At 63.6% G+C, this 24,396-nt stretch carries 25 protein-coding genes; 16 read left to right on the forward strand and 9 right to left on the reverse strand.

What is annotated here, in order from left to right; translation table 11 throughout:
- Nucleotides 1-7 precede the first annotated feature (7 nt).
- From OX459_RS07535 to OX459_RS07545, 3 genes are all read right to left on the reverse strand, one after another.
- Complete coding sequence (locus tag OX459_RS07535; RefSeq protein WP_289904429.1) at nucleotides 8-925, reverse strand: pyridoxal-phosphate dependent enzyme; 918 nt, start codon at nucleotides 923-925, stop codon at nucleotides 8-10.
- 84 nt (nucleotides 926-1,009) lie between these two features.
- Complete coding sequence (locus tag OX459_RS07540) at nucleotides 1,010-1,513, reverse strand: MarR family transcriptional regulator (RefSeq protein ID WP_077406479.1); 504 nt, start codon at nucleotides 1,511-1,513, stop codon at nucleotides 1,010-1,012.
- Between the two features lie 356 nt (nucleotides 1,514-1,869).
- The gene (locus OX459_RS07545) at nucleotides 1,870-2,628 is read right to left on the reverse strand and encodes a DeoR/GlpR family DNA-binding transcription regulator (RefSeq protein WP_180278743.1); all 759 of its coding nucleotides are present in this window, start codon (nucleotides 2,626-2,628) and stop codon (nucleotides 1,870-1,872) included.
- 225 nt (nucleotides 2,629-2,853) lie between these two features.
- On the opposite strand from OX459_RS07545, the gene glpD reads away from it, so the two are divergent.
- The 8 genes from glpD to glpK all read left to right on the forward strand — a co-directional run bounded on the left by glpD (nucleotide 2,854) and on the right by glpK (nucleotide 12,028).
- Nucleotides 2,854-4,377, forward strand: coding sequence for a glycerol-3-phosphate dehydrogenase (gene glpD / locus OX459_RS07550; RefSeq protein ID WP_289904430.1), 1,524 nt, complete (start codon nucleotides 2,854-2,856; stop codon nucleotides 4,375-4,377).
- 87 nt (nucleotides 4,378-4,464) lie between these two features.
- Nucleotides 4,465-5,559 carry an ABC transporter ATP-binding protein gene (locus tag OX459_RS07555; RefSeq protein ID WP_289904431.1) on the forward strand — a complete coding sequence of 365 codons (1,095 nt, stop codon included), beginning with the start codon at nucleotides 4,465-4,467 and terminating at the stop codon, nucleotides 5,557-5,559.
- A gap of 1 nt (nucleotide 5,560) precedes the next feature.
- Nucleotides 5,561-6,661 carry an ABC transporter ATP-binding protein gene (locus tag OX459_RS07560; protein ID WP_289904432.1) on the forward strand — a complete coding sequence of 367 codons (1,101 nt, stop codon included), beginning with the start codon at nucleotides 5,561-5,563 and terminating at the stop codon, nucleotides 6,659-6,661.
- Complete coding sequence (locus OX459_RS07565) at nucleotides 6,661-7,545, forward strand: sugar ABC transporter permease (RefSeq protein WP_034754965.1); 885 nt, start codon at nucleotides 6,661-6,663, stop codon at nucleotides 7,543-7,545. Before OX459_RS07560 ends, OX459_RS07565 begins: the two co-directional genes overlap by 1 nt.
- Nucleotides 7,545-8,348 (forward strand): carbohydrate ABC transporter permease, encoded by an 804-nt coding sequence (locus OX459_RS07570; RefSeq protein WP_215409883.1) that lies wholly within the window; start codon nucleotides 7,545-7,547, stop codon nucleotides 8,346-8,348. Before OX459_RS07565 ends, OX459_RS07570 begins: the two co-directional genes overlap by 1 nt.
- 31 nt (nucleotides 8,349-8,379) lie before the next feature.
- Complete coding sequence (locus tag OX459_RS07575; protein WP_099378823.1) at nucleotides 8,380-8,655, forward strand: DUF2160 domain-containing protein; 276 nt, start codon at nucleotides 8,380-8,382, stop codon at nucleotides 8,653-8,655.
- 63 nt (nucleotides 8,656-8,718) lie between these two features.
- The gene (locus tag OX459_RS07580; RefSeq protein WP_034779106.1) at nucleotides 8,719-10,446 is read left to right on the forward strand and encodes an extracellular solute-binding protein; all 1,728 of its coding nucleotides are present in this window, start codon (nucleotides 8,719-8,721) and stop codon (nucleotides 10,444-10,446) included.
- A gap of 88 nt (nucleotides 10,447-10,534) precedes the next feature.
- Nucleotides 10,535-12,028 (forward strand): glycerol kinase GlpK, encoded by a 1,494-nt coding sequence (gene glpK, locus OX459_RS07585; protein WP_289904435.1) that lies wholly within the window; start codon nucleotides 10,535-10,537, stop codon nucleotides 12,026-12,028.
- Nucleotides 12,029-12,047: 19 nt separating this feature from the next.
- Here glpK and OX459_RS07590 read toward each other — a convergent pair whose 3' ends face one another.
- A complete protein-coding gene (locus OX459_RS07590; protein ID WP_289904437.1) occupies nucleotides 12,048-12,608 on the reverse strand; it encodes a YdcF family protein in 561 nt (186 codons plus the stop codon).
- A 152-nt stretch (nucleotides 12,609-12,760) separates the two neighbouring features.
- Here OX459_RS07590 and OX459_RS07595 point away from each other — a divergent pair, with 152 nt between their 5' ends.
- Nucleotides 12,761-13,270 (forward strand): hypothetical protein, encoded by a 510-nt coding sequence (locus OX459_RS07595; protein ID WP_289904439.1) that lies wholly within the window; start codon nucleotides 12,761-12,763, stop codon nucleotides 13,268-13,270.
- Nucleotides 13,271-13,279: 9 nt separating this feature from the next.
- On the opposite strand, the gene OX459_RS07600 is transcribed toward OX459_RS07595, so the two are convergent.
- Complete coding sequence (locus OX459_RS07600; protein WP_289904440.1) at nucleotides 13,280-13,927, reverse strand: cysteine hydrolase family protein; 648 nt, start codon at nucleotides 13,925-13,927, stop codon at nucleotides 13,280-13,282.
- Between the two features lie 112 nt (nucleotides 13,928-14,039).
- Between OX459_RS07600 and OX459_RS07605 the strand changes: the two genes are divergently transcribed.
- Entirely contained in the window at nucleotides 14,040-15,026 is a 987-nt protein-coding gene (locus OX459_RS07605) for a helix-turn-helix domain-containing protein (RefSeq protein ID WP_289904441.1), read from the forward strand.
- On the opposite strand, the gene OX459_RS07610 is transcribed toward OX459_RS07605, so the two are convergent.
- Nucleotides 15,009-15,890, reverse strand: a complete 882-nt coding sequence (locus tag OX459_RS07610) for a tetratricopeptide repeat protein (RefSeq protein WP_289904442.1) — start codon at nucleotides 15,888-15,890, stop codon at nucleotides 15,009-15,011. The two genes, OX459_RS07605 and OX459_RS07610, sit on opposite strands and share 18 nt — an antisense overlap.
- A gap of 154 nt (nucleotides 15,891-16,044) precedes the next feature.
- Between OX459_RS07610 and OX459_RS07615 the strand changes: the two genes are divergently transcribed.
- Together OX459_RS07615 and OX459_RS07620 are read left to right on the forward strand one after the other, a co-directional pair.
- Nucleotides 16,045-16,809 carry an AraC family transcriptional regulator gene (locus OX459_RS07615; RefSeq protein WP_289904443.1) on the forward strand — a complete coding sequence of 255 codons (765 nt, stop codon included), beginning with the start codon at nucleotides 16,045-16,047 and terminating at the stop codon, nucleotides 16,807-16,809.
- 58 nt (nucleotides 16,810-16,867) lie between these two features.
- Nucleotides 16,868-17,815 (forward strand): DMT family transporter, encoded by a 948-nt coding sequence (locus tag OX459_RS07620; RefSeq protein ID WP_289904444.1) that lies wholly within the window; start codon nucleotides 16,868-16,870, stop codon nucleotides 17,813-17,815.
- Between the two features lie 22 nt (nucleotides 17,816-17,837).
- On the opposite strand, the gene OX459_RS07625 is transcribed toward OX459_RS07620, so the two are convergent.
- From OX459_RS07625 to OX459_RS07635, 3 genes are all read right to left on the reverse strand, one after another.
- The gene (locus OX459_RS07625; RefSeq protein ID WP_289904445.1) at nucleotides 17,838-18,404 is read right to left on the reverse strand and encodes a carboxymuconolactone decarboxylase family protein; all 567 of its coding nucleotides are present in this window, start codon (nucleotides 18,402-18,404) and stop codon (nucleotides 17,838-17,840) included.
- A 107-nt stretch (nucleotides 18,405-18,511) separates the two neighbouring features.
- On the reverse strand, nucleotides 18,512-18,859 hold the full coding sequence (locus OX459_RS07630) for a hypothetical protein (protein ID WP_099667338.1): 348 nt from the start codon (nucleotides 18,857-18,859) through the stop codon (nucleotides 18,512-18,514).
- 147 nt (nucleotides 18,860-19,006) lie between these two features.
- Nucleotides 19,007-19,507: an Lrp/AsnC ligand binding domain-containing protein gene (locus tag OX459_RS07635; RefSeq protein ID WP_070222192.1), complete on the reverse strand. Its 501-nt coding sequence runs from the start codon at nucleotides 19,505-19,507 to the stop codon at nucleotides 19,007-19,009.
- 106 nt (nucleotides 19,508-19,613) lie between these two features.
- Here OX459_RS07635 and OX459_RS07640 point away from each other — a divergent pair, with 106 nt between their 5' ends.
- The 4 genes from OX459_RS07640 to OX459_RS07655 all read left to right on the forward strand — a co-directional run bounded on the left by OX459_RS07640 (nucleotide 19,614) and on the right by OX459_RS07655 (nucleotide 24,394).
- Entirely contained in the window at nucleotides 19,614-20,903 is a 1,290-nt protein-coding gene (locus tag OX459_RS07640) for a D-amino acid dehydrogenase (protein WP_099667339.1), read from the forward strand.
- A gap of 13 nt (nucleotides 20,904-20,916) precedes the next feature.
- A complete protein-coding gene (gene alr / locus OX459_RS07645; RefSeq protein WP_251348138.1) occupies nucleotides 20,917-22,035 on the forward strand; it encodes an alanine racemase in 1,119 nt (372 codons plus the stop codon).
- Between the two features lie 88 nt (nucleotides 22,036-22,123).
- Nucleotides 22,124-22,681, forward strand: a complete 558-nt coding sequence (locus OX459_RS07650; RefSeq protein WP_099667341.1) for an NAD(P)H-dependent oxidoreductase — start codon at nucleotides 22,124-22,126, stop codon at nucleotides 22,679-22,681.
- Between the two features lie 162 nt (nucleotides 22,682-22,843).
- On the forward strand, nucleotides 22,844-24,394 hold the full coding sequence (locus OX459_RS07655) for a sensor domain-containing diguanylate cyclase (protein WP_289904446.1): 1,551 nt from the start codon (nucleotides 22,844-22,846) through the stop codon (nucleotides 24,392-24,394).
- The last annotated feature ends 2 nt before the right edge of the window (nucleotides 24,395-24,396 follow it).

Consider the following 24,396-nt stretch of genomic DNA (forward strand, 5'->3'; position numbering starts at 1 on the left):
GTTTTACTTACAGGGTGGCAGTCCAGTGGTCGAGCTGCTGCGTGGTGGCCGTCACGCCGCCGCAGACGATGACGAGCACCTTGCGGTAGGGCGCCAGTTCCGGCGCCTTGCCGTAGACGGCCGCCAGCGCCGCGCCGCAGGCCGGCTCCACCACCAGGCGCTGGTCGGTGATGAAGCGCTGGCAGGCGTCGACGGCGGCCCGGTCCGACACCATCACGCTGTGCAGCAGGCGCGTCTGGCTGATGGCAAACGCCTGCGCGCAGACCTGGCGCGCGGCCAGCGACGTGGCGATGCTGCTCACGGCCGGCAGGGCCACGTGTTCGTGCGCGGCCACGGCCGCCGCCAGCGACGCGGCGCCTTGCGTTTCCACGGCCACCAGGGCCACGTCATCCCAGCCATTGCGTTGCAATCCTTCGGCCACGCCGGCCAGCAGGCCGCCGCCGCCCACCGACAGCACCACGGCGTCCGGCTTCAGGCCCGCGCGAGCCACTTCATCGATCATGCCGGCGTGGCCCTGCCACAGCAGCGGGTCGTCGAACGGATGCAAAAAGGCGTCTTGCGGCGTGAGCATCGACTGCGCCAGCGCATTCGCTTCCTGCCACGCGGCGCCGTGCACGATGACTTCGGCGCCTTCCTGCGCGATCAGGGCCCTGGCCCGTTCGCTGGTCGTTTCCGGCACGACGACGATGACGGGGATGCCCAGCTGGCGTCCCGCATAGGCGACGGCGATGCCGGCATTGCCGCCGGAAGAGGATATGAAACGGCTGGCGCCGCGCCGCGCGTATTCTTCGCAGGCGAGGCCGATGCCGCGGATCTTGAAGGAGCCGGGCGGCTGCAAGGCTTCGAGCTTGAGCCAGATGGCGCGTTCGCTGTGCAGGCTCAGGGCGCGCGAGTTGAGCAAGGGAGTTTCGATGTGCAGGGCCATGCGGGTTCCTGGTAAACGGTCAGGCCAGCATCATAGCCGAAGCGCCCGCGCCACCGCGTCACCCTTGCTGATACATGACTGCTGCTAGTTCAGCGGGGCGTTCTTGAGCTGGTGCGTGCGCGCCACTTCCTTCATCGCTTCGAGCAGGTCGTCGCGCAGCTGGCGCGGCAGCTTGCCGAAGAATTCCTCGTCGTTCTGGTCGGCCATCCCGGCCAGCACGGGCACCAGCGCCTCGCCTTCCGTGGTCAGTTCGATCGAATGCTGGCGGCGGTCGGCCAGCAGGATCGACTTGCTGACCATGCCCTTGCTTTCCAGGCGGTCGATCAGTTTCGATACGGCGCCCTTGCTCATGCCGGACACTTGCGCCAGCACCGTGGGCGAGGTGCAGCCCAGGCGGAACATTTCGCGCAGCACCACCCATTCGGAGACCGTCACGCCATTGGCCTCGGCTTTTTTCTGGAAGCTGTGGGAAACGTGGTTGGAGACGAAACGCAGCCAGTAACCGAGATGGGCTTCCAGCTCGCTGACGGGGACGCTGTTCGGGTGGGCGGCTTGCGGCATGGCGGCCGTTTCAAAATTATGGCTCATTTCTTTTCCTTCACTGGGCGGCGTTGCCGGCATGGTTAAGGCCTTCACGCTTGCTGTCGAGTGGTTTGTTTGGGAACAATCATCGTGCTTGAGGTATTTCTAACACTGTTTTCACAGGAAATCACTTACCGGCAAAAGAGTTTTTCCTTTTTTCTTGCTCTGGATGTATAAAAAACAATATCAAGCGAATAATCGTATTGCCAGAGAGGAAGATTAAAAAAATAACTCATGTTGCATCAATGGTAACAGGATTTTTGCCGAATTGATAAATATTTCATATCATTCCGTGTGCTTGCCCACATACGACGTATTGCCCACGCGACAGTGCGAGGTTTTGATGCAGAAATGCGGTCCGCTCAGGCCAGCACCACCTTCACGCCCGCTTCGCGCAGTACTTCGGCAAAGCGGGGCGGCGGCGGCGCATCCGTAAACAGGATATCGACTTGCGCCAGGTCGGCCAGCCGCACCAGCGCCTTGCGGCCGAATTTGTGCTGGTCGGCCACCAGCCACACTTCGCGCGACTGCTCGATGATGGCTTGCGCCACCTTCACTTCGCGCGCGTCGAAGTCGCGCAGGCTGCCATCCTCGTCGATGCTGGAAATGCCGATGATGCCGATGTCGACCTTGAACTGGCGGATGAAGTCGATGGTGGCTTCGCCGACGATGCCGCGGTCGCGCCCGCGCACCACGCCGCCGGCCACGATGACTTCGCAGGCGGCGTTGTCGGCCAGGATGGCGGCCACGTTCAGGTTGTTCGTCACCACGTGCAAGCCCGTGTGCCGGCCCAGCGCGCGCGCCACCTCCTCGGTCGTCGTGCCGATATTGATCAGGAGCGAGCAGCCGTGCGGCACTTGCGCGGCGACGGCGGCGGCGATGCGCCGCTTGGCCTCGCTGTTGAACACTTGCCGCTGGCTGTAATCGATGTTTTCCACGGACGAGGGCAAGCCGACCCCGCCGTGGTAGCGGGCCAGCAGGCGCGCTTCTTCCATCTGCTTGACGTCGCGGCGCACGGTTTGCGGCGTCACGCCCAACTGCTGGGCCAGCTCTTCGACGGACATGGTGACCTTCTGGCGCACCACTTCGAGCAGGCGGCGCTGGCGGGGATTCAAAATCATGGGCTTGTCTCTTTAAAAATCAAAAACGAACAGAAACGAACAAATAGTGATGAAAATATGTTGCTATGAGTTCGCATTCTGGCGTATCTTATTCATATTGCATGCGTATTATTAGATGGTGATCTTAACGACAGTCGCCGGCGATGCCTAGTCTTTCCTCGCCGCCCTTTCCCCGACAGACACGGAGTCCCGATGGCCGCAGCACAGCAAGGTGTGGAGACAGCGATGGCATACGACGTGCTGGTGGTCGGCGGCGGCATCAATGGCGCCGGCATCGCGCGCGACGCGGCCGGACGGGGCCTGTCCGTGCTGCTGTGCGAAAAGGACGACCTGGCCGCGCACACCTCGTCCGCGTCCACCAAGCTGATACACGGCGGCCTGCGCTACCTCGAATACTATGAATTCGGCCTCGTGCGCAAGGCGCTGATCGAGCGCGAAGTGCTGCTGCGTTCGGCGCCGCACATCATGTGGCCGCTGCGCTTCGTCATGCCGCACGCCAAGGGCCAGCGCCCGGCCTGGCTGATACGCGCCGGCCTGTTCCTTTACGACATGCTGGCGAAGCGGGAAATCCTGCCTGCCTCCAGCGGCATCGACCTGACGCGTCACGCGGCCGGCACACCGTTAAAACCCGAGTTCAAGCGGGGCTTCGTGTATTCCGATGGCTGGGTCGACGATGCGCGCCTGGTGGTCTTGAACGCCATCGACGCGGCGGACAAGGGCGCGCAGGTGCTGACGCAGACGCGCTGCACGGCGCTGTCACGCGATGGTGCGGGCGGGGACGCTGCCTGGCTGGCCACCTTGCAGCACGCCAGCGGGCGGCAGAGCACGGTGCGTGCGCGCAGCATCGTCAACGCGGCCGGGCCGTGGACGGCCGAGTTCCTGCAGCAAGCCGCGCCCGGTGGACAGGGCCGGCATTTGCGCCTGATCAAGGGGAGCCATATCGTCGTCAAGCGCCTGTTCGAGCATGATCATGCCTACATCTTCCAGCATCCGGACGGGCGCATCGTGTTTGCCATTCCGTACGAGCACGATTTCACCCTGATCGGCACTACTGACCTCGACTATCACGGCGACACGGGCAAGGTGGAAATCGATGACGAGGAAATTCGTTACTTGTGCGAGCTTTCCAGTTACTATTTCAGCAAGCCAATCTCGCCGGCCGACGTGGTCTGGACGTATGCGGGCGTGCGCCCGCTGGTGGAAGATGCGGCGGCCGACGCCAAGGCCGTCACGCGCGATTACCGCTTCGAGCTGGACCAGGAAGGTGCGCCGCTGCTCAGTGTTTTTGGCGGCAAGATCACCACCTTCCGCAAGCTGGCCGAGGAAGCCATGGACATGCTGGCGCCCTTGCTGGGCAATACACTGCCGGCCTGGACAGCCAGCGCCTGCCTGCCCGGCGGCGACGTGTTCGGCAGCACGCCGCAGAACCGGTCCGTGCGCGAGTTCGGCCAGTTCGTGCAAGGCTTGCAGCGCGAGTACGCGTGGCTGCCGGCGGCGCTGGTGGCGCGCTATGCACGCGCCTACGGCACGCGCATCCACGTGCTGCTCGCCGGGCGCAGGGATGTGGCGGCCATGGGCGAGGAAATCGCCGCCGGCCTGTACGCGGCGGAAGTCGATTATGTGCGGCGCCATGAATGGGCCGTCAGCGCGGCCGACATCCTGTGGCGGCGCTCCAAGCTGGGCCTGCACCTGCCGCGCGATACAGCGGACACGCTCGACGCCTGGCTGTTGCAGCACCCGTTGTCATAAGCAGCAGCCGTAAGCAGCACACGTTGGCGACCGCGCTCCGCAGAGGGTGCGGCGAAGAACAAGAAACCATCACTGGAGGAGAAGCGCGTGCAACTGGTACTGGACAAGATCAGCAGGAAGCAGGGGGCTGACGACTTTTTATATCCGATGTCGCTGGCCCTCGTGCCGGGCGCCATCAACGTCTTGCTGGGCACCACGCGTGCCGGCAAGACGACCCTGATGCGCGTGATGGCGGGCCTGGACAAGCCCAGCGGGGGCACCGTGACGGCCGATGGCATCGACGTGACGGGCGTGCCCGTCAGCAAACGCAACCTGGCCATGGTGTACCAGCAATTCATCAACTATCCGGCCTTCACCGTCTACGACAATATCGCTTCGCCTTTGCGCTTGCGCAAGGAACCCGAGGAACAGATCCGCACGAAAGTGCTCGCGCTGGCCGAGCGCCTGCACATCACGCCGTATCTGCAGCGCACGCCCGGAGAATTGTCGGGCGGCCAGCAGCAGCGCACGGCGCTGGGGCGCGCGCTGATCAAGGATGCGTCGCTGCTGCTGCTCGACGAACCGCTCGTCAACCTCGACTATAAATTGCGCGAGGAATTGCGCCGCGAATTGACGGAACTGTTTTCCGGCGGCAGCACGACGGTCGTGTACGCCACCACGGAACCGCTGGAAGCGCTGCAGCTGGGCGGCCACGTAGCCGTGCTGCACGAGGGCCGCCTGCTGCAGCAGGGACCGACCCTGGATGTGTTCAACGCCCCCAATTCCATCGATGTGGCGCGCACCTTCAGCGATCCGCCCATCAACCTGATCCCCGCGCGCGTGGATGCGCACGGCGTGGCGCAGGCGGCCGACGGCCTGGCCATCCACCTGAGCGGCGCACAGCGCGCCCGCCTGGGCGACAGCACGGAGGTGATCCTCGGCGTGCGCGCGCACAGCCTGCATCTGTCGCCCCAGTCCGATGGCGACGTGCCCATCGCGGCGCAGGTGGACCTGGCGGAAATCAGCGGCTCGGAAACCTATGTGCATGCGCGCCGCGGCGAGCTGGCCCTGGTGGCGCAGCTGGGCGGCGTGCACAACCTGGAGATCGGCAGCGCCTGCACCGTGTATTGCCAGCCGCACGCCTTGCTGATCTTCGCGCAAGACGGCGGGCTGCTGTTTGCTCCAGAACAAGGAGGAGCTTGACATGGCGCGCATCGAACTGGTCGACCTGGCCCACGCCTATAAACCGAACCCGACGGCGCCAAGCGATTATGCGCTGCGGCCCATGAGCATGGAATGGCATGACGGCGGCGCGTATGCCTTGCTGGGGCCGTCCGGCTGCGGCAAGACGACCTTGCTCAACATTATTTCCGGTCTGGTGAAACCGTCGCATGGCAAGGTGCTGTTCGACGGCAAGGATGTGACGCAGCTGCCGACCGAGGCGAGAAATATCGCGCAAGTGTTCCAGTTTCCCGTCATCTACGACACCATGACCGTGCACGACAATCTGGCCTTTCCGTTGCGTAATCGCGGCTGGAAAGAGATGGAAGTCAAAAAGCGCGTGCAGCAGGTGGCGCAGATGCTGGAATTGACGGGCGACTTGAAATTGCGCGCCAGCGGCTTGTCCGTGGACGCCAAGCAAAAGATTTCGCTGGGCCGCGGCCTCGTGCGCCCGGACGTGGCGGCCGTGCTGTTCGACGAACCGCTGACGGTGATCGACCCGCACCTGAAATGGCTGCTGCGCCGAAAACTCAAGGAAATCCACCACGAACTGAAATTGTCCCTGATCTACGTCACGCACGACCAGGTGGAAGCGCTGACCTTTGCCGACCAGGTGGTCGTCATGACGCAGGGCGAGGTAGTGCAGACGGGCAGCGCGCAAGCGCTGTTCGAGGAACCGGAACACACGTTTGTCGGCTATTTCATCGGCAATCCGGGCATGAATTTGCTCGATTGCACCCTGGACGATGGCGGCTTGCGCGTGGCGGGGCAGGCGCTGGCCGTGTCCGCCGCCGCCCGCGCGGCGCTTTCCGGGGCGCAAGGGAAAATCACGGTGGGCGTGCGGCCCGAATTCGTCGAGTGCGTCAAGGCGTATCCGGGAGAAGAGGGGGGCGACCATTGCCTGGAAGCCACGGTCACGGCCGTGCGCAACATGGGTACGCATTACCTGGCGGAATTCCAGCTGGGCGGCGCGACGGTGGCGGCCAAGCTGCGCACCATCGACGCGGTGGCCGGGAATGCCGTGCGGCTGCGCTTCCCGCCGCAACGTACCTTGTTCTATGTCAACGATAAGCGGGTGGCCTGATGATACATAACGGTAAAACCGATAACAACCGCCGCGCCTGGCTTTTGATCTTGCCCGTGCTGCTGTGCGTGGCCTTTTCCGCCATCCTGCCGCTGATGACGGTGGTGAACTATTCCGTGCAGGATATTCTGAGCCCTACGCAAAAGGTTTTCGTGGGCACGGAGTGGTTCCGCATGGTCATGCTGGACGGCGACTTGCACAGCGCCTTGCTGCGCCAGCTGCTGTTTTCCGGCTCCGTGCTGGCGATCCAGATTCCGCTGGGCATCTTGATCGCCCTGTGCATGCCGGCCGATGGCTGGAAGGCGTCGCTGGCGCTGGTGCTGATCGCGCTGCCCTTGCTGATTCCCTGGAACGTGGTGGGCACCATCTGGCAAATCTTTGGCCGCGGCGACATCGGCCTGATGGGCTACACCTTGAATCAATTGGGCTTTGACTACAATTACAACGGCAACTCGCTCGACGCGTGGCTGACGGTGATGGTGATGGATATCTGGCACTGGACGCCGCTGGTCGTGCTGCTGTGCTATGCGGGCTTGCGCGCCATTCCCGACGCGTATTACCAGGCGGCGCGCATCGACGGCGCCTCGCGCCTGGCCGTGTTCCGCTACATCCAGCTGCCGAAACTGCGCAATGTGCTGATGATCGCCGTGTTGCTGCGCTTCATGGACAGTTTCATGATCTACACGGAACCGTTCGTGCTGACGGGCGGCGGTCCCGGCAATGCGACCACCTTTTTGTCGCAATACCTGACGCAGAAGGCCGTGGGCCAGTTCGACCTGGGGCCGGCGTCCGCGTTTTCCCTGATCTATTTCCTCATCATCCTGCTGTTCTGCTTTGTGTTGTACACGTGGATGCAGCGCGTCGGCACGGGAGACCAGAAATGATGCACAAGAAAATGAGCAGCGCCATCCTGACCGTCTTCCTGCTGGGCTCCTTGCTGCCCATCTACTGGATGCTCAATATGTCGCTCAAGACCAACGAGGAAATCGTCGGCGTACTGAGCCTGTGGCCCCAGCAACTGACGTTCGCCAACTACCACACGATTTTTACGGACCGGTCCTGGTACAGCGGCTACATCAATTCCATGATTTACGTGGCCTTGAACATGGTGATGTCTGTCACCGTCGCCTTGCCGGCAGCGTATGCCTTTTCGCGCTACAACTTTGTGGGCGACAAGCATCTGTTCTTCTGGCTCTTGACCAACCGCATGACGCCGCCCGCCGTCTTCCTCGTGCCGTTCTTCCAGCTGTACTCGACGGTGGGTTTGATGGATACGCATCTGGCCGTGGCGCTGGCGCACATGGTCTTCAATGTGCCGCTGGCCGTGTGGATTTTGGAAGGCTTCATGTCCGGCGTGCCGAAGGAAATCGACGAGACGGCGTATATCGACGGCTACAGCTTCCCCCGTTTCTTCATCCGCATCTTCTTGCCGATGATCAAGTCGGGCGTGGGCGTGACGGCGTTCTTTTGCTTCATGTTCAGCTGGGTGGAACTGTTATTGGCGCGCACCTTGACGTCCGTCAATGCCAAACCCATTGCCGCCACCATGACGCGCACCGTGTCGGCGGCCGGCATGGACTGGGGCGTGCTGGCGGCGGCCGGCGTGCTGACCATCGTGCCTGGCGCGCTGGTGATCTGGTTCGTGCGGCATTACATTGCCAAGGGTTTTGCGATGGGGAGGGTGTGACATGGAAAATACTAGCGATAGCACTGCCAGCCTGTTCGGCTGGATGGCGTGGACGCCGGAAGTGGCCATCTTCTTCATTTGCATCGGCTTGATGCTGGCCGGCATGACGGTGTGGCAAATCCGTTCGCCCAGCATCGAACGAAAAGGTTTCCTGCCGATGCCGACGACGCGCGGCGACCGCCTGTTCATCGGGCTGTTGACGGCCGCCTACGTGAACCTGGCGTGGGCGGGGTTCACGGAAATGCAGCAGGCCATCGGGGCTGGCATCAGTTTTGTAGTGTTGTTGGTGGTAATGCGTTGGGGATAAGTCGTAGATGAGAATACCGGCCCGCCACCGCAGGCCGGATGACAACTAAAAAGGAGATTCACGATGAAATTGAAGTTCACGGTCTTCGCGGCTGCGGCCATGCTCGTGTCGAATGCGGCCCTGGCGGACGCCAAGCAGGCGCAAACCTGGATCGACAAGGAATTCCAGCCATCCAGCCTGAGCAAGCAGCAACAGCTTGCTGAAATGAAATGGTTCATCGATGCGGCGGCCAAGCTGAAAGCCAAGGGCATCAAGGAAATTTCCGTGGTCTCGGAAACCATCGACACCCACGTCTACGAATCGAAGACCCTGGCCAAGGCCTTCGAGGAAATCACGGGCATCAAGGTGCGCCACGACATCATCCAGGAAGGCGACGTGGTGGAAAAGCTGCAAACCTCCATGCAGTCCGGCAAGAGCATCTATGACGGCTGGATTTCCGATTCCGACCTGATCGGCACCCACTACCGCTATGGCGCTGTGGAACCCCTGTCCGACTACATGGCCGCCAAGGGCAAGGAATTCACGAATCCGGGCCTGGACTTGAAAGATTTTATCGGCATCAGTTTTACGACGGCGCCGGACGGCAAGGTGTATCAATTGCCCGACCAGCAATTCGCCAACCTGTACTGGTTCCGCGCCGACTGGTTCGCACGCAAGGATTTGCAAGCCAAGTTCAAGGCCAAGTATGGCTACGAGCTGGGCGTGCCGCAGAACTGGTCCGCGTATGAAGACATCGCCGATTTCTTCACGAATGACGTGAAGGAGCTGGATGGCAAGAAAGTCTATGGCCACATGGATTACGGCAAGAAAGATCCTTCGCTGGGCTGGCGCTTCACCGATGCGTGGCTGTCGATGGCTGGCGCGGCCGACAAGGGCATTCCGAACGGCATGCCTGTCGACGAGTGGGGTATCAAGGTAGCGGCCGACAAGTGCACGCCCGTGGGCGCCTCGATGTCGCGCGGCGGCGCCACCAATTCGCCGGCGGCCGTGTTTGCGCTGACGAAATACATCGACTGGATGAAGAAATACGCGCCGCCGCAGGCGAACGGCATGAATTTCTCGGAATCGGGCCCCGTGCCGGCGCAGGGCGAAATCGCCCAGCAAATCTTCTGGTACACGGCATTTACGGCCGGCATGACGAAACCGGGCTTGCCAGTGGTCAACAAGGACGGCACGCCGAAATGGCGCATGGCGCCGTCGCCGCACGGTCCGTACTGGAAAGAGGGCATGCAGAACGGCTACCAGGACGTCGGTTCCTGGTTCCTGTTCAAGTCCACGCCGGACGACCGCAAGGCCGCCGCCTGGCTGTACGCGCAATTCGTTACCTCGAAAACCGTGTCGCTGAAGAAATCCATCGTCGGTCTGACTTTTATTCGCGACTCCGACATCCGCCACGATTATTTTACGAAGCACGCGAACGAGTACGGCGGCTTGATCGAGTTCTACCGCAGCCCCGCCCGCGTGGCGTGGACGCCGACCGGCAACAACGTGCCCGACTATCCGAAGCTGGCCCAGTTGTGGTGGAAGAACGTGGCCACGGCGATTACGGCGGAAAAAACGCCGCAAGCCGCCATGGATAACCTGGCCGAGGAAATGGATCAGGTCATGGCGCGATTGCAGCGGGCCGGCATGAAGGCGTGCGCACCCAAGCTCAATCCGAAGGTTGATCCGAACCAGTATCTGTCAGACCAGCATGCCCCATGGAAAAAGCTGGCGAATGAAAAGCCGAAGGGTGAAACGATTGCCTACGATAAATTATTGCAGGCTTGGAAAGAAGGCAAGGTAAGGTAGTCGTGTAAGCTTCTGCCGGGGCTGTCCCGAGGGCACGGAGCGAATCAGCTCCGTGCCTGTTTTTACCCGATTTTCGCACCACCAGACAATGACCAAATACATACTTGCTTTAGATCAGGGCACCACCAGTTCGCGCGCCATTTTGTTCGACCATGCGGGCCGGCCGCACGCCAGCGCGCAGCGCGAGTTTCGCCAGATTTTTCCCCAGCCGGGCTGGGTCGAGCATGACGCGAACGACATCTGGGCCTCGCAAGAGGCCGTACTGCAGCAGGTGTTGCGCGACAGCGGCGTGGCCGCATCCGACGTGGCCGCCATCGGCGTGACCAACCAGCGCGAAACGACGGTGCTGTGGGAACGCGCCACGGGCGCGCCCGTCGCCAACGCCATCGTCTGGCAAGACCGCAGAAACGCCGCTTACTGCGAGCAACTGGTCGAGCAGGGCCAGGCGGACGTGATCCAGCGCAAGACGGGTCTCGTGCTGGACGCCTACTTTTCCGCCACCAAACTGAAATGGCTGCTCGACAACGTTCCCGGCGCCCGCGCGCGCGCCGAACGGGGCGAGCTGGCCTTCGGCACCGTCGACAGCTGGCTGATCTACAAGATGAGCGGCGCCCACTTGACGGACACGAGCAACGCGGCGCGCACCATGCTGTTCAATATCCATACCTTGCAGTGGGATACGGACTTGCTGGCGCTGCTCGACATTCCCGCCTCCCTGCTGCCCGACGTCGTGCCATCGAGCGGCGTGGCGGCGCACACGCATGCCAACTTGCTGGGCGTGTCCGTGCCGATTGCCGGCATCGCGGGCGACCAGCAGGCGGCCACGTTCGGCCAAGCCTGCCTGAAACCGGGCATGGCAAAGAATACCTACGGCACCGGTTGCTTCATGCTGATGAACGTGGGCAAGCGCCCCTTGCCTTCGAAAAACCGGCTGTTGACGACGGTGGGCTGGAGCCTGGGTCCAGGATCGGATAAAACCGACTATTTGCTCGAAGGCAGCGCCTTTATCGCTGGCGCGGCCGTGCAATGGATGCGCGACGGCATCGGCATCATCCGCGACTCGTCCGAAGTGGAAGCCTTGGCCACCAGCGTGCCCGATTCGGGCGGCCTCGTCTTCGTGCCTGCGTTCGCGGGCCTGGGCGCGCCGTACTGGGACCCGTATGCGCGCGGCACCCTGATCGGCATCACGCGCGGCACGGGCAAGGCGCACATCGCGCGCGCGGCATTGGAGGGTGTGGCGTACCAGAACGTGGATGTGCTGTCCGCGATGCAGGACGACGCGGGCATCGCGCTATCCGAGCTGCGTGTGGACGGTGGCGCGGCCCGCAACGACATGCTGATGCAGTTCCAGGCAGACATATTAAATGTGCCCGTGGTGCGTCCCGTGGTGACGGAAACGACGGCCCTGGGCGCCGCCTACCTGGCGGGACTGGCCGTGGGTTTCTGGGACTCGCAGGAAGAAATCGCCGCCCAGTGGCAGGTGGGACGCCGCTTCGAACCGGCCATGGCGGCCGACGAGCGCCTGACGCGCTTGCATAAATGGCAGCGTGCCGTCGAACGGTCGCGCGACTGGGGCGAGTGAGCCAGGGAATCAGCCGGGATCAGGGCCGCACGAAATAAACGGCGTAGCCCACCGTTTCGCGCGGCACCGAATACAGGTCGCGCAGCTCGAAATAGGACGCATGCACGTTGGCGCTGACGGCGATGCCGCTGCGCTCCAAAGCCAGCCGGAAGCGGGGCACGTGGAAATATTGCGTGGCCACCATGGCCGTGCTCCAGCCGTGCTCGCGCATTAGCGTAGTCGTATTGCGGGCCGTGGCCTCCGTGGTCCAGCCTTGATTATCCTCAATGATGGCGTTGGCCGGCACGCCGCGCGACTGCAGGTAGCGGGCCATCGATGCGGCCTCATCAAAACCTTCCTTGCCCGTTGCCCCGCTGACGAGGATGCGCGGCGCCCGGTGTGCCTGGAATTGCTGGAGCGCCACGTCGAGCCGTGCCTGCAGGCGGGGGCTGGGCGTGCCGTCGGGCAGGATCGTGTTGCCGGGCACGACGATCACGTCGGCGGGTGCCAGCTTGTCGTTGAGTCCGGCCAGCACCAGGGCGGCGGTGGCCAGCAGGAAAGTGATCAGCGCCAGCAGGGCGGTCCATCGTATTGTTCGCATCGCTATGCATCCAGCAGGTTTTTCGTGAGCGCGACTGTAGCAGATGGCGGATGACTTGCGCGTTCTCAAGCCGGCGCAGGGGGATATTCGTCCATGCTAAGCTTGGTGATATGGCAACCCGGTGTGCCACCCCTCTGCATTGGAGAACCCGCATGACAGCCGTATCCAGCATCCTGATCGCCATGGCCTTCGCCGCGCAGGCGGGGCAGTCCGACCCTTCGAACCAGTATGACCGCTCCGGATCCGCCGGGCGCGGCGACGATATCCAGCTCGTTTGCTATGGCGAGGCGGAAAAGATCACCATGGAAAACCGTTCCGGCATGGAGTGGGACAACGACAGGCACAAGTATGTGCAGAAATCCACGCTGGAGACGGGCAAGAGCAATTTCGATACGGCCGTGAATGTTTCCATTCACGGCAGCGCGGCGCAAATCCGCTTGACGAAGCAGCTGATTCCACCGATTCATGCCGACAGCAACGATGGCTGGTGGGACGTGATGGATCTGGTCGTCGGTCACGATGAAATCCGCGGTCGTTTCCAGCTGAACGCCTTGAATCGTCCTACCCTCGTGATCAACCGCCGCAGCGGCGTGATCACGGTCGATGGCTTGATCAAGTTCAGCGGCCGCTGCGACGCCGATGACGGGCACCGGCGCTTTTAATCTCCGTACTTAGGCGGCGCTGGCCGCCTTGCGCGCGCGCTGGTTCGACAGGTAGATATTGTCCTTTTCCAGCGGCTTGCCTTCGCGCACGGCAGCGAGCCAGTCCTGCGTGCTGACGACGGCGGCGAAATTCGAGTGGAACACGGCGCTGAACACGCGGTGGATTTCCTCGGCGCTGGCCGTGCCGCCCGCGTTGCTATACGGCAGGGTACCCGTGGCGTCCTGCAGGAATTCGACTTGCAAGCCGTCGTGGGCGGCGTGGAAGATCGTGGCGGCGTCGCAATTGTGCGTCATGTAGCCGACCACCGTCAGGGTGTCGATGCCGTGGCTGCCCAGCCAGGCCCGCAAGTCCGTGCCCGCGAAGGCGCTGCCCATGACCTTGTTGATGCGGTGGTCGGCGGCAAAGGCGGCCACTTGCGGATGCAGCTGCCAGCCGTCGCTGCCCTTGGCAAAGATGGGGGAGGCTTCCGGCGCATCGTGCTGGACGACGATGACGGGCACGCTGGCGGCACGCGCGGCAGCCATGGCGGTGACGATGTTGGGCAGGGAAATATCGACGGATGGATATTCGATGGGCATGTCGCCCGTAAAGTATTCATTTTGCACGTCGATGACGAGCAGGGCGCGGCGTGGGGCGGTGGAAGCGTGGGTGGACATGGTTTCTCCTGGAACGGTTGAAAGAGGATGGACTTCCTCGATACCGCCATTCTCAGGCCGGACCTTGCAAACAAAAAGTGGCCTGAAGGCCTATGTGCGATAAAATCGGGCCATGCCTATTCTCTCTTCCACTCCCCTGACCATTGCCGTGATTGCCTTCGACGGCATGACGCCCTTCCACTTGTCCGTGCCTTGCCTCGTGTTTGGCGCCCAGACGGACGAGACCGACTTGCCGCCTTTCCACGTGCGCGTGTGCGCCGCCGATCCCGCGCCCTTGCGCACGGCGGCCGGCTTCGGCATCACGCCCGAGTTCGGCCTGGAAGGGCTGGATGGGGCCGATATCGTCATCATGCCGGCCTGGCACGACGATTGCCGCGATGCGCCGCCGCCCCTGGTCGCGGCGTTGCAGGCGGCCAGCCGGCGCGGCGCGCGCATGGTGGGGCTGTGCCTGGGCGCGTTTCCCCTGGCGCAGGCGGGCTTGTTGGATGGCAAGTGCGCGGCCACGCACTGGGGCATGGCGGAGCGGCTGGCGGCCCGCTATCCCAGAGTCAGGGTGGACCGGGAAGTGCTGTACGTGGACGATGGCGGCGTGCTGACGTCGGCCGGCGTGGCGGCCGGCCTCGACTGTTGCCTGTATCTGCTGCGCCAGCTGGCTGGCGCCGAGGTGGCCAACCGGGTGGCGCGCCGGCTGCTGGTGGCGCCGCACCGCCAGGGCGGGCAGGCGCAATTCATCGAGCGCCCGCTGCCCGTGTCCGGCAGTGAAGGGCGCTTCGCCGAGGTGCTGGCTTGCGTGACGGCCAATCTGGGCATACCCCACAGCATCGACGCGCTGGCCGAACGGGCCGCCATGAGCCGGCGCAACTTCACGCGCCATTTCCGCCAGGCGACGGGCACGTCGTTCAAGCAGTGGCTGCTGAACCAGCGTCTTGCGCATGCGCAAGGCTTGCTGGAAAAGAGCGGGGCCTCGATCGACCTCGTGGCGCAGGAGGCCGGCTTCGGCACGGCCCTGTCCTTGCGCCAGCACTTTCGGGCGAACCTGCAGACGTCGCCATCGGCGTACCGCAAGCTGTTCCGGCAGCAGCTAGGCCAGCTCGCTTGACCAGAGCAGCGCCGGGTCCCGGCTGCCCTGGGGCAGCAGTGCGCTGACGGCGATTTGCCGCGCGATGAAGGCGGCCGGGTCGAAGGCATGGCGTTCCTGGAAGGAAACGGTTTCCGCGCTCATCAGTTCGGCATAGGTTTGCATCAAGGTCGAGGCGCAGCGGTAATCGCCTTGCTCAAGATACGTGTCGATGGCGGCCAGCAGCACGGGGTAATCCGCATTGTCCTTGCTGCCGCCGAAGTTGAACGACAGTTGCCCGCAGGCACGCCAGATTGGGTCGATTTCCCCTTCCGGCACCGGCTGCGTGCGCAGCCATTGCAAGGCTCTCAAGGGCGGGCCGCCGAACGAGGGGGGCGAGATGATGGCCTGGATCGCCACCTTGACGGCCTCATCGATTCTTCCCGCGCGCACATATTGGCCGTGCAGCAGCGCCAGCGCATCCGTGTATTCGGGCAGGAGGGCCAGCGCCGCTTCCAGCAGCGCGATGGCCGCGTCCGGGTTGCGCTGGGCGATCAATTCCTTGGCTGCCAGGAAGGCGGCGCGCGGTGAGGCGGGGTCGTCGGCCAAGGTGGGCAGCGCCACGTAGCCGTCTTCGTCTTCGTCTTCAGCGTCGCCGGCTGCCGCATGGGCGCGCAGGAAAGCGGCCAGGCTGGAAAAATTCGGCTGCAAGCGCCATTCGTCATGCCACGTTTCGACGACGATCGGTTCGGATGCTTCGCGGCCGATGGGCCAGTACAGGCCGAACGTGTCGCCATTGCCCAGCGCGCCTTCGAAGAAGGGATTGAAGCCGAGCGGCGGGTAGGGTGCGCTGTGTTGCCAGTCTTGTTCCACCGAGATGTGGGCGAGTTGTGCAGGTAGTAGCATGGAAGTGGCAGAGGAAAAAACGCCAGTGTAGAGCAAGCGGGCGCTACTGGCGCGCACCGTCGGAGCGTGTGGCGGCACGCCAGGCCTGGGGCATTGCCGTGCTGATAATCGCCGTGCTGATAAAATAATTGCTTCTTCGCCCAGGCCGGCCCCCATGTCCAGCACCCCCCATCCTGCCATCGACCTCAGCTTTCGTAGCTACGCGGAAATCGGCGCGCCGAACCGGCATGACTTCGTGCAGCTGGTGCTGCCCCTGCACGGCCAGTTGCTGCTGGATATCGACGGCAAGCAGGGCAAGGTGGATGCGCAGCAGGGCGTGGTGATCCCGGCCAGTACCTGGCACGCCCAGCATAGCCGGGTGGCCAACCACTCGATCATTCTCGACGTGGATGCGGCGGCCGTGGAGCAGGGCAGCTGGGGCCGCCTGCTGGAGCGGCCGTATGCGGCGCTGGGGCCGGGGGCCCGCAAGCTGATCGAATACCTGGGCATCATGGCGGGGCAGCAGGCGCTGACGCCGGCCGTCATCCAGGGCTGGACACCGCTGCTGCTGGACACCTTGCTGCAGACCGCGCCGCAGGCCCGCTCGCGGCTGGCCGCGCTGCTGGCGCGCGTGCAGGCCGAGCCTGGCTTGCCCTGGTCGACGGCATCGATGGCGCGCTTTGCCAATCTCAGCGTCAGTCGCCTGCATGCACTGTTCCGCGAAGAAATGGATACCAGTCCGCATGCCTGGCTACAGCAGCAGCGGATAGGGCGGGCCTGCGACTTGCTCACCGCCAGCGACGCCAGCATTGCCGAGATCGCGCTGGCGGCCGGCTTTTCCGAGCAAAGCGCGCTGACGCGGGCCATGCGCGACAGCATCGACGCCACGCCAGCCGCTTACCGGCGCCAACGTCGCGAGAACCGGTCAAAAACGCAGTAGATGGCGCCAAGAACGGGCGCGCCGCAGCGGCCACAATCTCCTTTTCGGGAGATTGACTATGTTGCAAAAAAATAAGACCCGCCTGGGCATGCTGGCCGGTATCGCTGCGGGCGCGCTGTGGGGCCTGGTGTTCCTGGCGCCGGCGCTGCTGCCCGCGTTCCAGCCGCTGGAATTGTCGGTGGGCCGCTACCTGGCCTACGGCCTGATCGCGGCCGTGCTGGTCGCGCCGTCGTGGCGGCGCCTGCTGCGCAGCCTGGGCTGGCGCGAATGGCGGGGCTTGATCTGGCTCAGCCTGACCGGCAACATCATCTATTACGTGCTGCTGGCCAGCGCCGTGCAGACGGGCGGGGTGGCCATGACGTCGATGGTGATCGGCCTGTTGCCGCTGGTCGTCACCGTGGTCGGCAGCCGCGACCACGATGCCGTGCCGCTGCGCAAGCTGCTCCCTTCGTTGCTGCTCAGCGGTGCCGGCTTGTTGTGCATCAGCTGGCAGTCGCTCGCGCATCCCGGCCATGCATCGCTGCTGGGACTGTTGTGCGCGCTGGCGGCGCTGCTGTCGTGGACGGTGTATGCCGTCGGCAACAGCCGCTGGCTGGGGCGCTTGCGCGCGGTGTCGGCACAGGAGTGGAATCTGTTGACGGGCGTGGTGACGGGCGCCGCCGCATTGCTGCTGGCGATTCCCGTCGCGCTTGCGGCACCGGCCGCGCATGGCGGCACGGCATGGCTGCAGTTTGCCGGCCTCGTGACGGGCGTGGCGCTGTTGTGTTCAGTCGTCGGCAACGGCTTGTGGAACTACGCCAGCCGCGTGCTGCCGCTGACCTTGACGGGGCAGATGATCGTCTTTGAATTCCTGTTTGCCCTGTTGTACGGCTATGCGTGGGAGCGGCGCTGGCCCACCGCGGCGGAATCTGCGGCGACGGCGCTGCTGCTGGCGGGTGTGCTGGCTTGCGCGGTGGCGCACCGGCCGCAGCGGGCGGCCAGCGCGGCGACGGCCCGGGCGGCATAAGGCGCGGCGCGGGCCAGGCCCTTCAGTCGCGTTCCGGCACCGGCACGTTGAAGCCGTTCAGCGTCGTCGATACCAGTGCGTACAGGCCCACGAGGTAGATCAGCTCGTTGATGCCATGCTGGCCGAAGGTGGCCAGCGCCAGGCGGTACAGCGGCTCCGGCAGCGTGCTGCCACGGCTGAGCGCGTAGGCCAGGTCGTAGGCCACGCTTTCCTGCTTGTCCAGGTCGAGCGGCTTGACGTCCGCTACCAGCGTGGCGAGGCGCTCGGCAGGCATGCCTTCGCGCTCCGCGACGGCGATGTGGGCGTAGATTTCATAGGCGGCGTTGTAGCGCGCGCCAACCACCAGGATGGCAATCTGGCGCACCTTGTCGGGCAGCGTGGCGTTGGCCGTCATGGCCAGGGTCAGGTTCCAGATCGCCTTGCCGATGGCCGGTTCGTGCAGCCACGGATTCCACGGCCCCATCAGGGCGCCATCTTCGCGCACGGCGATGAAATCGTTGAAATTGCTGGTGATGCCTTTGCGCATATCGTCGTACAGCGGCTTTTGTTCGGGCGTCAGGTCTTTCGGAGCGATCAGGGGCAGGCGCATGGAAACTCCTTGCAGGGTAGGTGGCGGTGGGCGGCGGGAGCCAGCAGCCAGTATAGCCATCTGGCTGGCGGCTGCCTTACGCTGTCGCACACGTGCGCGGCCTGCGCCTACCTGCGCGGCTCGTGGATGCGGAACTTCTTGACGATGCCAGCCTGGTCGAACATGACGGCCACTTCGCGCGTGCCTTTTTCGCCCAGCAGGGGGATCAGCCGCGTCACGCTGGGCGTTTTCAGCTGGTTCTTGTAAACCCAGACTTCATAGCCGGGATCGAAGCTGACGACGGTGGCGTTTCCCAGGGCCGCGTCGAGGTCGAGGCGGGTGGTCTTGCCGACCTTGATGTTTTGATAGATGGCGCCATTGTCCGGCGCGCGGTTGACCTTGTATTCACTGGCGGTGCACATGGCCACGGCCAGGCCCGCGAGGCAGGAAGCTGCCAGTTTTATCAATGTGTTCATATGGACTCCCAGTGTGCATCACTGCTTCCAATCTCAGAGGGGACGGGCGTGATGTCAGGAGGGAGTGTGCTTGTGTCGCCGCGAATGTGCTACAAGATTATACAAAGGTGCAAAATTTGATGCTGTCGGTACCGGCAGGCGGTACCTTCAGCGATTTTGCAGCACGTCGGTCGACAGCGCCAGGGTTTCCTTGATTTCTTCCATCACCACATAGCTCTTCGATTGCGCGGCGCCCGGCAACTGCAGCAGCATGTCGCCCAGCAACTTGCGGTACTCGGCCATTTCATGGATGCGCGCCTTGATCAGGTAATCGAAGTCGCCCGACACCAGGTGGCATTCCTGCACTTCGGGAATCTGCAGCACTTCGCGGCGGAACTGCTCGAAGGCGGACGCGGATTTTTGATTCAGCGTAATCTCTACAAAGACGAGCAGCTTGGCGCCCAGCGCGGCCGGGTTCACCTTGGCGTGGTAGCCCGTGATGACGCCGTCGCGCTCCATGCGCTTGACCCGCTCGATGCAGGGCGTGATGGACAATCCCACCTGTTCGCCCAGGTCTTTCATCGAGATGCGGCCATCCTGTTGCAGGATGCGCAGGATGTGGCGATCCAGCTTGTCGAGGCCACGTGCCGATTCTTTAAGGATTCTCATGATTTATTGCTGAATATCTCGATTTATACGTGAACAAATACTGGCTCTTTCCCAATATGATAGCGGTTAATCTGGCGTCAGCCTAAAAAAATATAATGAGGAAACTATGCGTATTGTGATTCTGGGTAGCGGCGTCATCGGCGTCACCAGTGCTTACTATCTGGCCAAGGCAGGACATGAGGTGACCGTCATCGACCGCCAGCCGGGCCCGGCACTGGAAACCAGCTTCGCGAATGCGGGGCAAATCTCGCCCGGCTACGCTTCGCCATGGGCTGCGCCCGGCATTCCCCTGAAGGCCGTGAAGTGGATGATGCAGCGCCACGCGCCCCTGGCCATCTCGCTCGACGGCAGCGCCGCCCAGCTCAAATGGATGTGGCAGATGTTGCGTAATTGCACACCGGAAGCGTATGCCGTAAACAAGGAACGCATGGTGCGCCTGGCTGAATACAGCCGCGACTGCTTCAAGGTGCTGCGCGCCGAGGCCGGCATCACGTATGAAGGCCGCCAGCAAGGCACGATGCAATTGTTCCGCACCGAAAAACAATACAACGACGCCGCCAAGGATATCGAAGTATTGAAAGACGCGGGCGTGCCGTACGAAGTGCTGCAGCGCAACGAACTGTCGCGCGCCGAGCCGGCCCTGGAAGCGGTCAAGGATAAACTGTTCGGCGGCTTGCGCCTGCCCAACGATGAAACGGGCGATTGCCAGCTGTTTACCACCCGCCTGTCCGAGATGGCCGAGGCGCTGGGCGTGAAGTTCCGTTATGGCGTGTCCATCGATGCCTTGCTGACACAGGGCGACGAAATTGCTGGCGTGCAATGCGGCGCGGAAATCGTCAAGGCCGATTCCTATGTCGTGGCGCTCGGTTCCTACTCGACGGGCTTCATGAAGCCGCTGCTGGACATTCCCGTGTATCCATTGAAGGGCTATTCGATCACCGTGCCTATCGTTAACGCGGCCAAGGCGCCCGTGTCGACCATCCTCGATGAAACCTACAAGATCGCCGTCACGCGTTTCGACGACCGCATCCGCGTGGGCGGCATGGCGGAAATCGCCGGCTACAACCTGAACCTGAACCCGCGCCGCCGCGAAACCCTGGAAATGGTCGTCAACGACCTGTTCCCCGGCGGCGGCAACACGGCCGAGGCTACTTTCTGGACGGGCTTGCGCCCGATGACGCCGGACGGCACGCCGATCGTCGGCCGTACGCCGCTGCGCAACCTGTTCCTGAACACGGGCCACGGCACTCTGGGCTGGACCATGTCCTGCGGTTCGGCGCAATTGCTGGCCGACCTGATGTCGTCGAAAAAGCCGGCCATCCTGGCCGACGACCTGTCCGTCAGCCGCTACAGCGGCGCGCAGGGCAATGGCAAACTGCAACACGCGGTGGCTTGAGATGGGGGCCAGCATGCCTCCCAAGGAACGTAGCGGCGCCATCCTGACGGTGGACCTCGATGCCGTGCGCGCCAACTACCGCTTGCTGCGCGACAAGGCGCACCCGGCCGCCTGTTCGGCCGTCGTCAAATCCGACGCCTATGGCCTGGGCGCCGCACAAGTGGGCGCGGCCCTGTATGAAGAAGGTTGCCGCCACTTTTTCGTGGCGCACCTGGAAGAGGGCATCAGCCTGCGCCCGCACGTGGCGCCGGACGCGTCCATCTTCGTGCTGCACGGCCCGCCCGTCGGCACGGAAGGCGAATTCACGGCCCATGGCTTGACGCCCGTGCTCAACAGCGAGCCGCAGGTGGCGGGCTGGCGCGCGCATGCAAAAGCGCTGGGCAGCACCCTGGACGCCATCGTGCAAGTCGATACGGGCATGTCGCGCATGGGCTTGTCGCCGCAGGAAATCGACGCCTGGCTGCTGGATCCGCACTTTCTTGACGGCATCAAGGTGCGTTACCTGATGAGCCACCTGGCGTGCGCCGACGAGCGGAGCAACCCCATGAATGGCGAGCAGCTGGCCCGTTTCATCGCCATCCGCGCCCGTTTGCCGCAGTACCGCGCCAGCCTGGCCAATTCCTCGGGCATCTTTTTGTCGCCCGATTACCACTTCGACCTGGTGCGCCCGGGCGCGGCCCTGTACGGCATCGGGCCGCAGGGCGGCGAGCCGAATCCCCTGCGCTCGGTCGTGCGCCTGCAAGGCAAGGTCTTGCAGACGCGCACGATTGCCGCCGGCGACCACGTGGGCTACAGCCGCCGCTACACGGCCAGCGAGCCGCGCCAGGTGGCGACGGTGTCCGTTGGCTACGCCGATGGCTGGCTGCGCAGCATGAGCAACCAGGGCCTGGCCATCGTCGACGGCGTGAAAGTGCCGCAGATCGGCGCCATCTCGATGGATTCCATCACCCTCGACGTGAGCGCCATCGCCGGCGACCGCGTTGCGCCGGGCAGCCTGGTCGACCTGATCTGCGCCGAACACCCGGTCGACGCCGTGGCGGCCATGGCCAATACCATCGGCTACGAGGTGCTGACGAACCTGGGTGGGCGCTATTACCGCGAGTACCAGGGCCTGGCTGGCGGCGCACGCTAAGCAGCGCAAACCCCATGATTGTGTGGCAAGATAGTCCTGCAGTGAAGTTCACTCCAGGGCTATTTTTTCACCATCATCGGGGATATATATGAGTCAATATAACGTTGCTATCATTGTCGGCAGCTTGCGCAAGGATTCCTTCAACCGCAAGCTGGCCGACGCCATCATCAAGCTGGCGCCGCCCGAGTTTTCCTTCAAGCACATCGAAATCGGCGACTTGCCGCTGTACGACCAGGATGACGACGGTGCGCAGTCCGAGCAGGTGCTGCGCCTGAAATCCGAAATTTCCGCATCGCAAGCCTTGCTGTTTCTCACCCCCGAATACAACCGCTCGATTCCCGGCGTGCTGAAAAACGCCCTCGACCAGGGCTCGCGCCCGTACGGCCAGAGCGTGTGGGGCGGCAAGCCGGGCGCCGTGCTCGGCGTTTCCGTCGGCGCCACGGGCACGGCCCTGGCGCAGCAGCATTTGCGCAATGTGCTGGCCTACCTGGACGTGCCGCTGCTGGGGCAGCCAGAAATGTTTATCCAGGCCAAGGAAGGCCTGTTCGACGAGCATGGCGGCATCGGCCCGGCCAGCCTGGGTTTCTTCCAGGGCTGGATGCAGCGCTACGTGGACTGGGTCCGCAAGCACGCCATCCACGCTTGATGCATGTCAAGGCGGCAACGCTCGGCGTTGCCGCTTGTACACATTCTTTGACCATTGATGCCAAGATTTCAATATTGGCACGGGTGTCTCGGTATAATGCGCCCTTTCTTTAGCGCAATACTTCTTCTTGTCGACCCCATGTGGACTAAACCTGTTCTGCGCATGAATTTGCGCCGCTTGATCGTGCTCGTGGCCTTTACCAGCGCCCTGGTGTCCCTGGCCAATACCTTCTACGCCAGCTACAGCGTGCAGCGCCAGCTGCTGATCGATACCACCCTGGAAGCGAACCACGCGTATGCGAGCAAGCTGGCCAGCACGGCCGAGGATTTCCTGCAGTCGGCGCGACAGCAGCTGGCCTACAGCGCGGGCGGCCTGCCTTCGCGCATGGGCGACGAGCAATGGCTGACGGACGAGGCGCAACGCCTGCGCCTGCAAACGAACAGTTTCAATTCCGTGCTCATCGTCGACGCCCAGGGCAAGGTGCTGGGCGTGTCGCCGGAAACCCTGGCCCTGAAAAACCGCACGCTCGATTCGGTCGGCGCCATCCAGGCGCTGCGCGAGCGGCGTCCGCTGGTGACGCAGCCGTACGTGTCGTCGGCCGGCAACCTGGTCGTGTTCATTTCGCATCCCATCCTGGGCAAGGATGGCCGCTACCTGGGCTACGTGGGCGGCAGCATTTACCTGAAACAGAAAAACATCCTGTACACCATGCTGGGCCAGCATTACTACCGCGACGGCTCCTACCTGTACGTGGTCGACCAGAACCGGCGCCTGCTGTACCACCCGGACCCCGACCGCCTGGGTGACGTGGCCGGCAGCAATGACGTCATCGACGCCATCATCGCGCAGCAGGGCGGCGGCAACCGGCGCATGAACAACAGCCTGGGCGTGGACATGCTGGCCGGCTACGCCATCATGCCGTCGACGGGCTGGGGCATCGTGGCGCAGCGCCCGACGGCCATGACCCTGGCTCCGCTGAACCAGCTGATGGCGAACACGGTATGGCATTCCTTGCCCATCGCCTTGCTGAGCCTGCCATTCATCTGGTGGCTGGCCAGCCTGATTTCGCGCCCCCTGGTGCAGCTGGCCGAAGGCGCGAGGCGCATGGATGCGCCCGGAACGGCCGAGCACATCGCCGCCATCCGCTCGTGGTATGTGGAGGCGGCGCAAATCAAGAAAGCCTTGCTGAAAGGCTTGGCATTGTTGCAGAACAAGATCGGCAAGTTGAAGACCGATGTGCAGACGGACCCGCTGACGGGCCTGTCGAACCGGCGCGGCATGGCGGCGGCGCTGGAAGCGTGGCAGGCGCAGGCGCGGCCGTTTTCCGTCATCGCCATCGACATCGACCATTTCAAGCAAGTCAACGACCGTTGGGGCCATGCCGTAGGCGACGAAGTCATCCTGCGACTGGCGCAGCTGATGCGCGCCTGTTCGCGCGATGCCGACGTGCTGTGCCGCAATGGCGGCGATGAATTCATCATGCTGCTGCCCGATGCCGACCTCGACGTGGCCATGCAGGTGGCCGAGCGCCTGCGCGCCAAGGTGGCCGCCGCCGTGATTCCTGGCGCGGGCCTGGTCACGATATCGCTGGGCGTCGTGTCGTCGGAACAGGAAGCGGGCAGTACGGACGCCGTGCTGCGCGCCGCCGATGCGGCCCTGTACGTGGCCAAGGAAAACGGCCGCAATTGCGTGGGCATCACGGAGCCCGCCTGAGG

The sequence above is a fragment of the Janthinobacterium sp. SUN026 genome (assembly GCF_030397625.1).
GTDB lineage: Bacteria > Pseudomonadota > Gammaproteobacteria > Burkholderiales > Burkholderiaceae_D > Janthinobacterium > Janthinobacterium kumbetense.

What these genes read in the sequence shown, in the direction of transcription:
- OX459_RS07535 (WP_289904429.1), bottom strand. Translation starts at nt 925, where the DNA reads ATGGCCCTGCACATCGAAACTCCCTTGCTCAACTCGCGCGCCCTGAGC.
- OX459_RS07540 (WP_077406479.1), bottom strand. Translation starts at nt 1,513, where the DNA reads ATGAGCCATAATTTTGAAACGGCCGCCATGCCGCAAGCCGCCCACCCG.
- OX459_RS07545 (WP_180278743.1), bottom strand. Translation starts at nt 2,628, where the DNA reads ATGATTTTGAATCCCCGCCAGCGCCGCCTGCTCGAAGTGGTGCGCCAG.
- glpD (WP_289904430.1), top strand. Translation starts at nt 2,854, where the DNA reads ATGGCATACGACGTGCTGGTGGTCGGCGGCGGCATCAATGGCGCCGGC.
- OX459_RS07560 (WP_289904432.1), top strand. Translation starts at nt 5,561, where the DNA reads ATGGCGCGCATCGAACTGGTCGACCTGGCCCACGCCTATAAACCGAAC.
- OX459_RS07565 (WP_034754965.1), top strand. Translation starts at nt 6,661, where the DNA reads ATGATACATAACGGTAAAACCGATAACAACCGCCGCGCCTGGCTTTTG.
- OX459_RS07570 (WP_215409883.1), top strand. Translation starts at nt 7,545, where the DNA reads ATGCACAAGAAAATGAGCAGCGCCATCCTGACCGTCTTCCTGCTGGGC.
- OX459_RS07580 (WP_034779106.1), top strand. Translation starts at nt 8,719, where the DNA reads ATGAAATTGAAGTTCACGGTCTTCGCGGCTGCGGCCATGCTCGTGTCG.
- glpK (WP_289904435.1), top strand. Translation starts at nt 10,535, where the DNA reads ATGACCAAATACATACTTGCTTTAGATCAGGGCACCACCAGTTCGCGC.
- OX459_RS07590 (WP_289904437.1), bottom strand. Translation starts at nt 12,608, where the DNA reads ATGCGAACAATACGATGGACCGCCCTGCTGGCGCTGATCACTTTCCTG.
- OX459_RS07595 (WP_289904439.1), top strand. Translation starts at nt 12,761, where the DNA reads ATGACAGCCGTATCCAGCATCCTGATCGCCATGGCCTTCGCCGCGCAG.
- OX459_RS07600 (WP_289904440.1), bottom strand. Translation starts at nt 13,927, where the DNA reads ATGTCCACCCACGCTTCCACCGCCCCACGCCGCGCCCTGCTCGTCATC.
- OX459_RS07605 (WP_289904441.1), top strand. Translation starts at nt 14,040, where the DNA reads ATGCCTATTCTCTCTTCCACTCCCCTGACCATTGCCGTGATTGCCTTC.
- OX459_RS07610 (WP_289904442.1), bottom strand. Translation starts at nt 15,890, where the DNA reads ATGCTACTACCTGCACAACTCGCCCACATCTCGGTGGAACAAGACTGG.
- OX459_RS07615 (WP_289904443.1), top strand. Translation starts at nt 16,045, where the DNA reads ATGTCCAGCACCCCCCATCCTGCCATCGACCTCAGCTTTCGTAGCTAC.
- OX459_RS07620 (WP_289904444.1), top strand. Translation starts at nt 16,868, where the DNA reads ATGTTGCAAAAAAATAAGACCCGCCTGGGCATGCTGGCCGGTATCGCT.
- OX459_RS07625 (WP_289904445.1), bottom strand. Translation starts at nt 18,404, where the DNA reads ATGCGCCTGCCCCTGATCGCTCCGAAAGACCTGACGCCCGAACAAAAG.
- OX459_RS07630 (WP_099667338.1), bottom strand. Translation starts at nt 18,859, where the DNA reads ATGAACACATTGATAAAACTGGCAGCTTCCTGCCTCGCGGGCCTGGCC.
- OX459_RS07635 (WP_070222192.1), bottom strand. Translation starts at nt 19,507, where the DNA reads ATGAGAATCCTTAAAGAATCGGCACGTGGCCTCGACAAGCTGGATCGC.
- OX459_RS07640 (WP_099667339.1), top strand. Translation starts at nt 19,614, where the DNA reads ATGCGTATTGTGATTCTGGGTAGCGGCGTCATCGGCGTCACCAGTGCT.
- alr (WP_251348138.1), top strand. Translation starts at nt 20,917, where the DNA reads ATGCCTCCCAAGGAACGTAGCGGCGCCATCCTGACGGTGGACCTCGAT.
- OX459_RS07650 (WP_099667341.1), top strand. Translation starts at nt 22,124, where the DNA reads ATGAGTCAATATAACGTTGCTATCATTGTCGGCAGCTTGCGCAAGGAT.
- OX459_RS07655 (WP_289904446.1), top strand. Translation starts at nt 22,844, where the DNA reads ATGAATTTGCGCCGCTTGATCGTGCTCGTGGCCTTTACCAGCGCCCTG.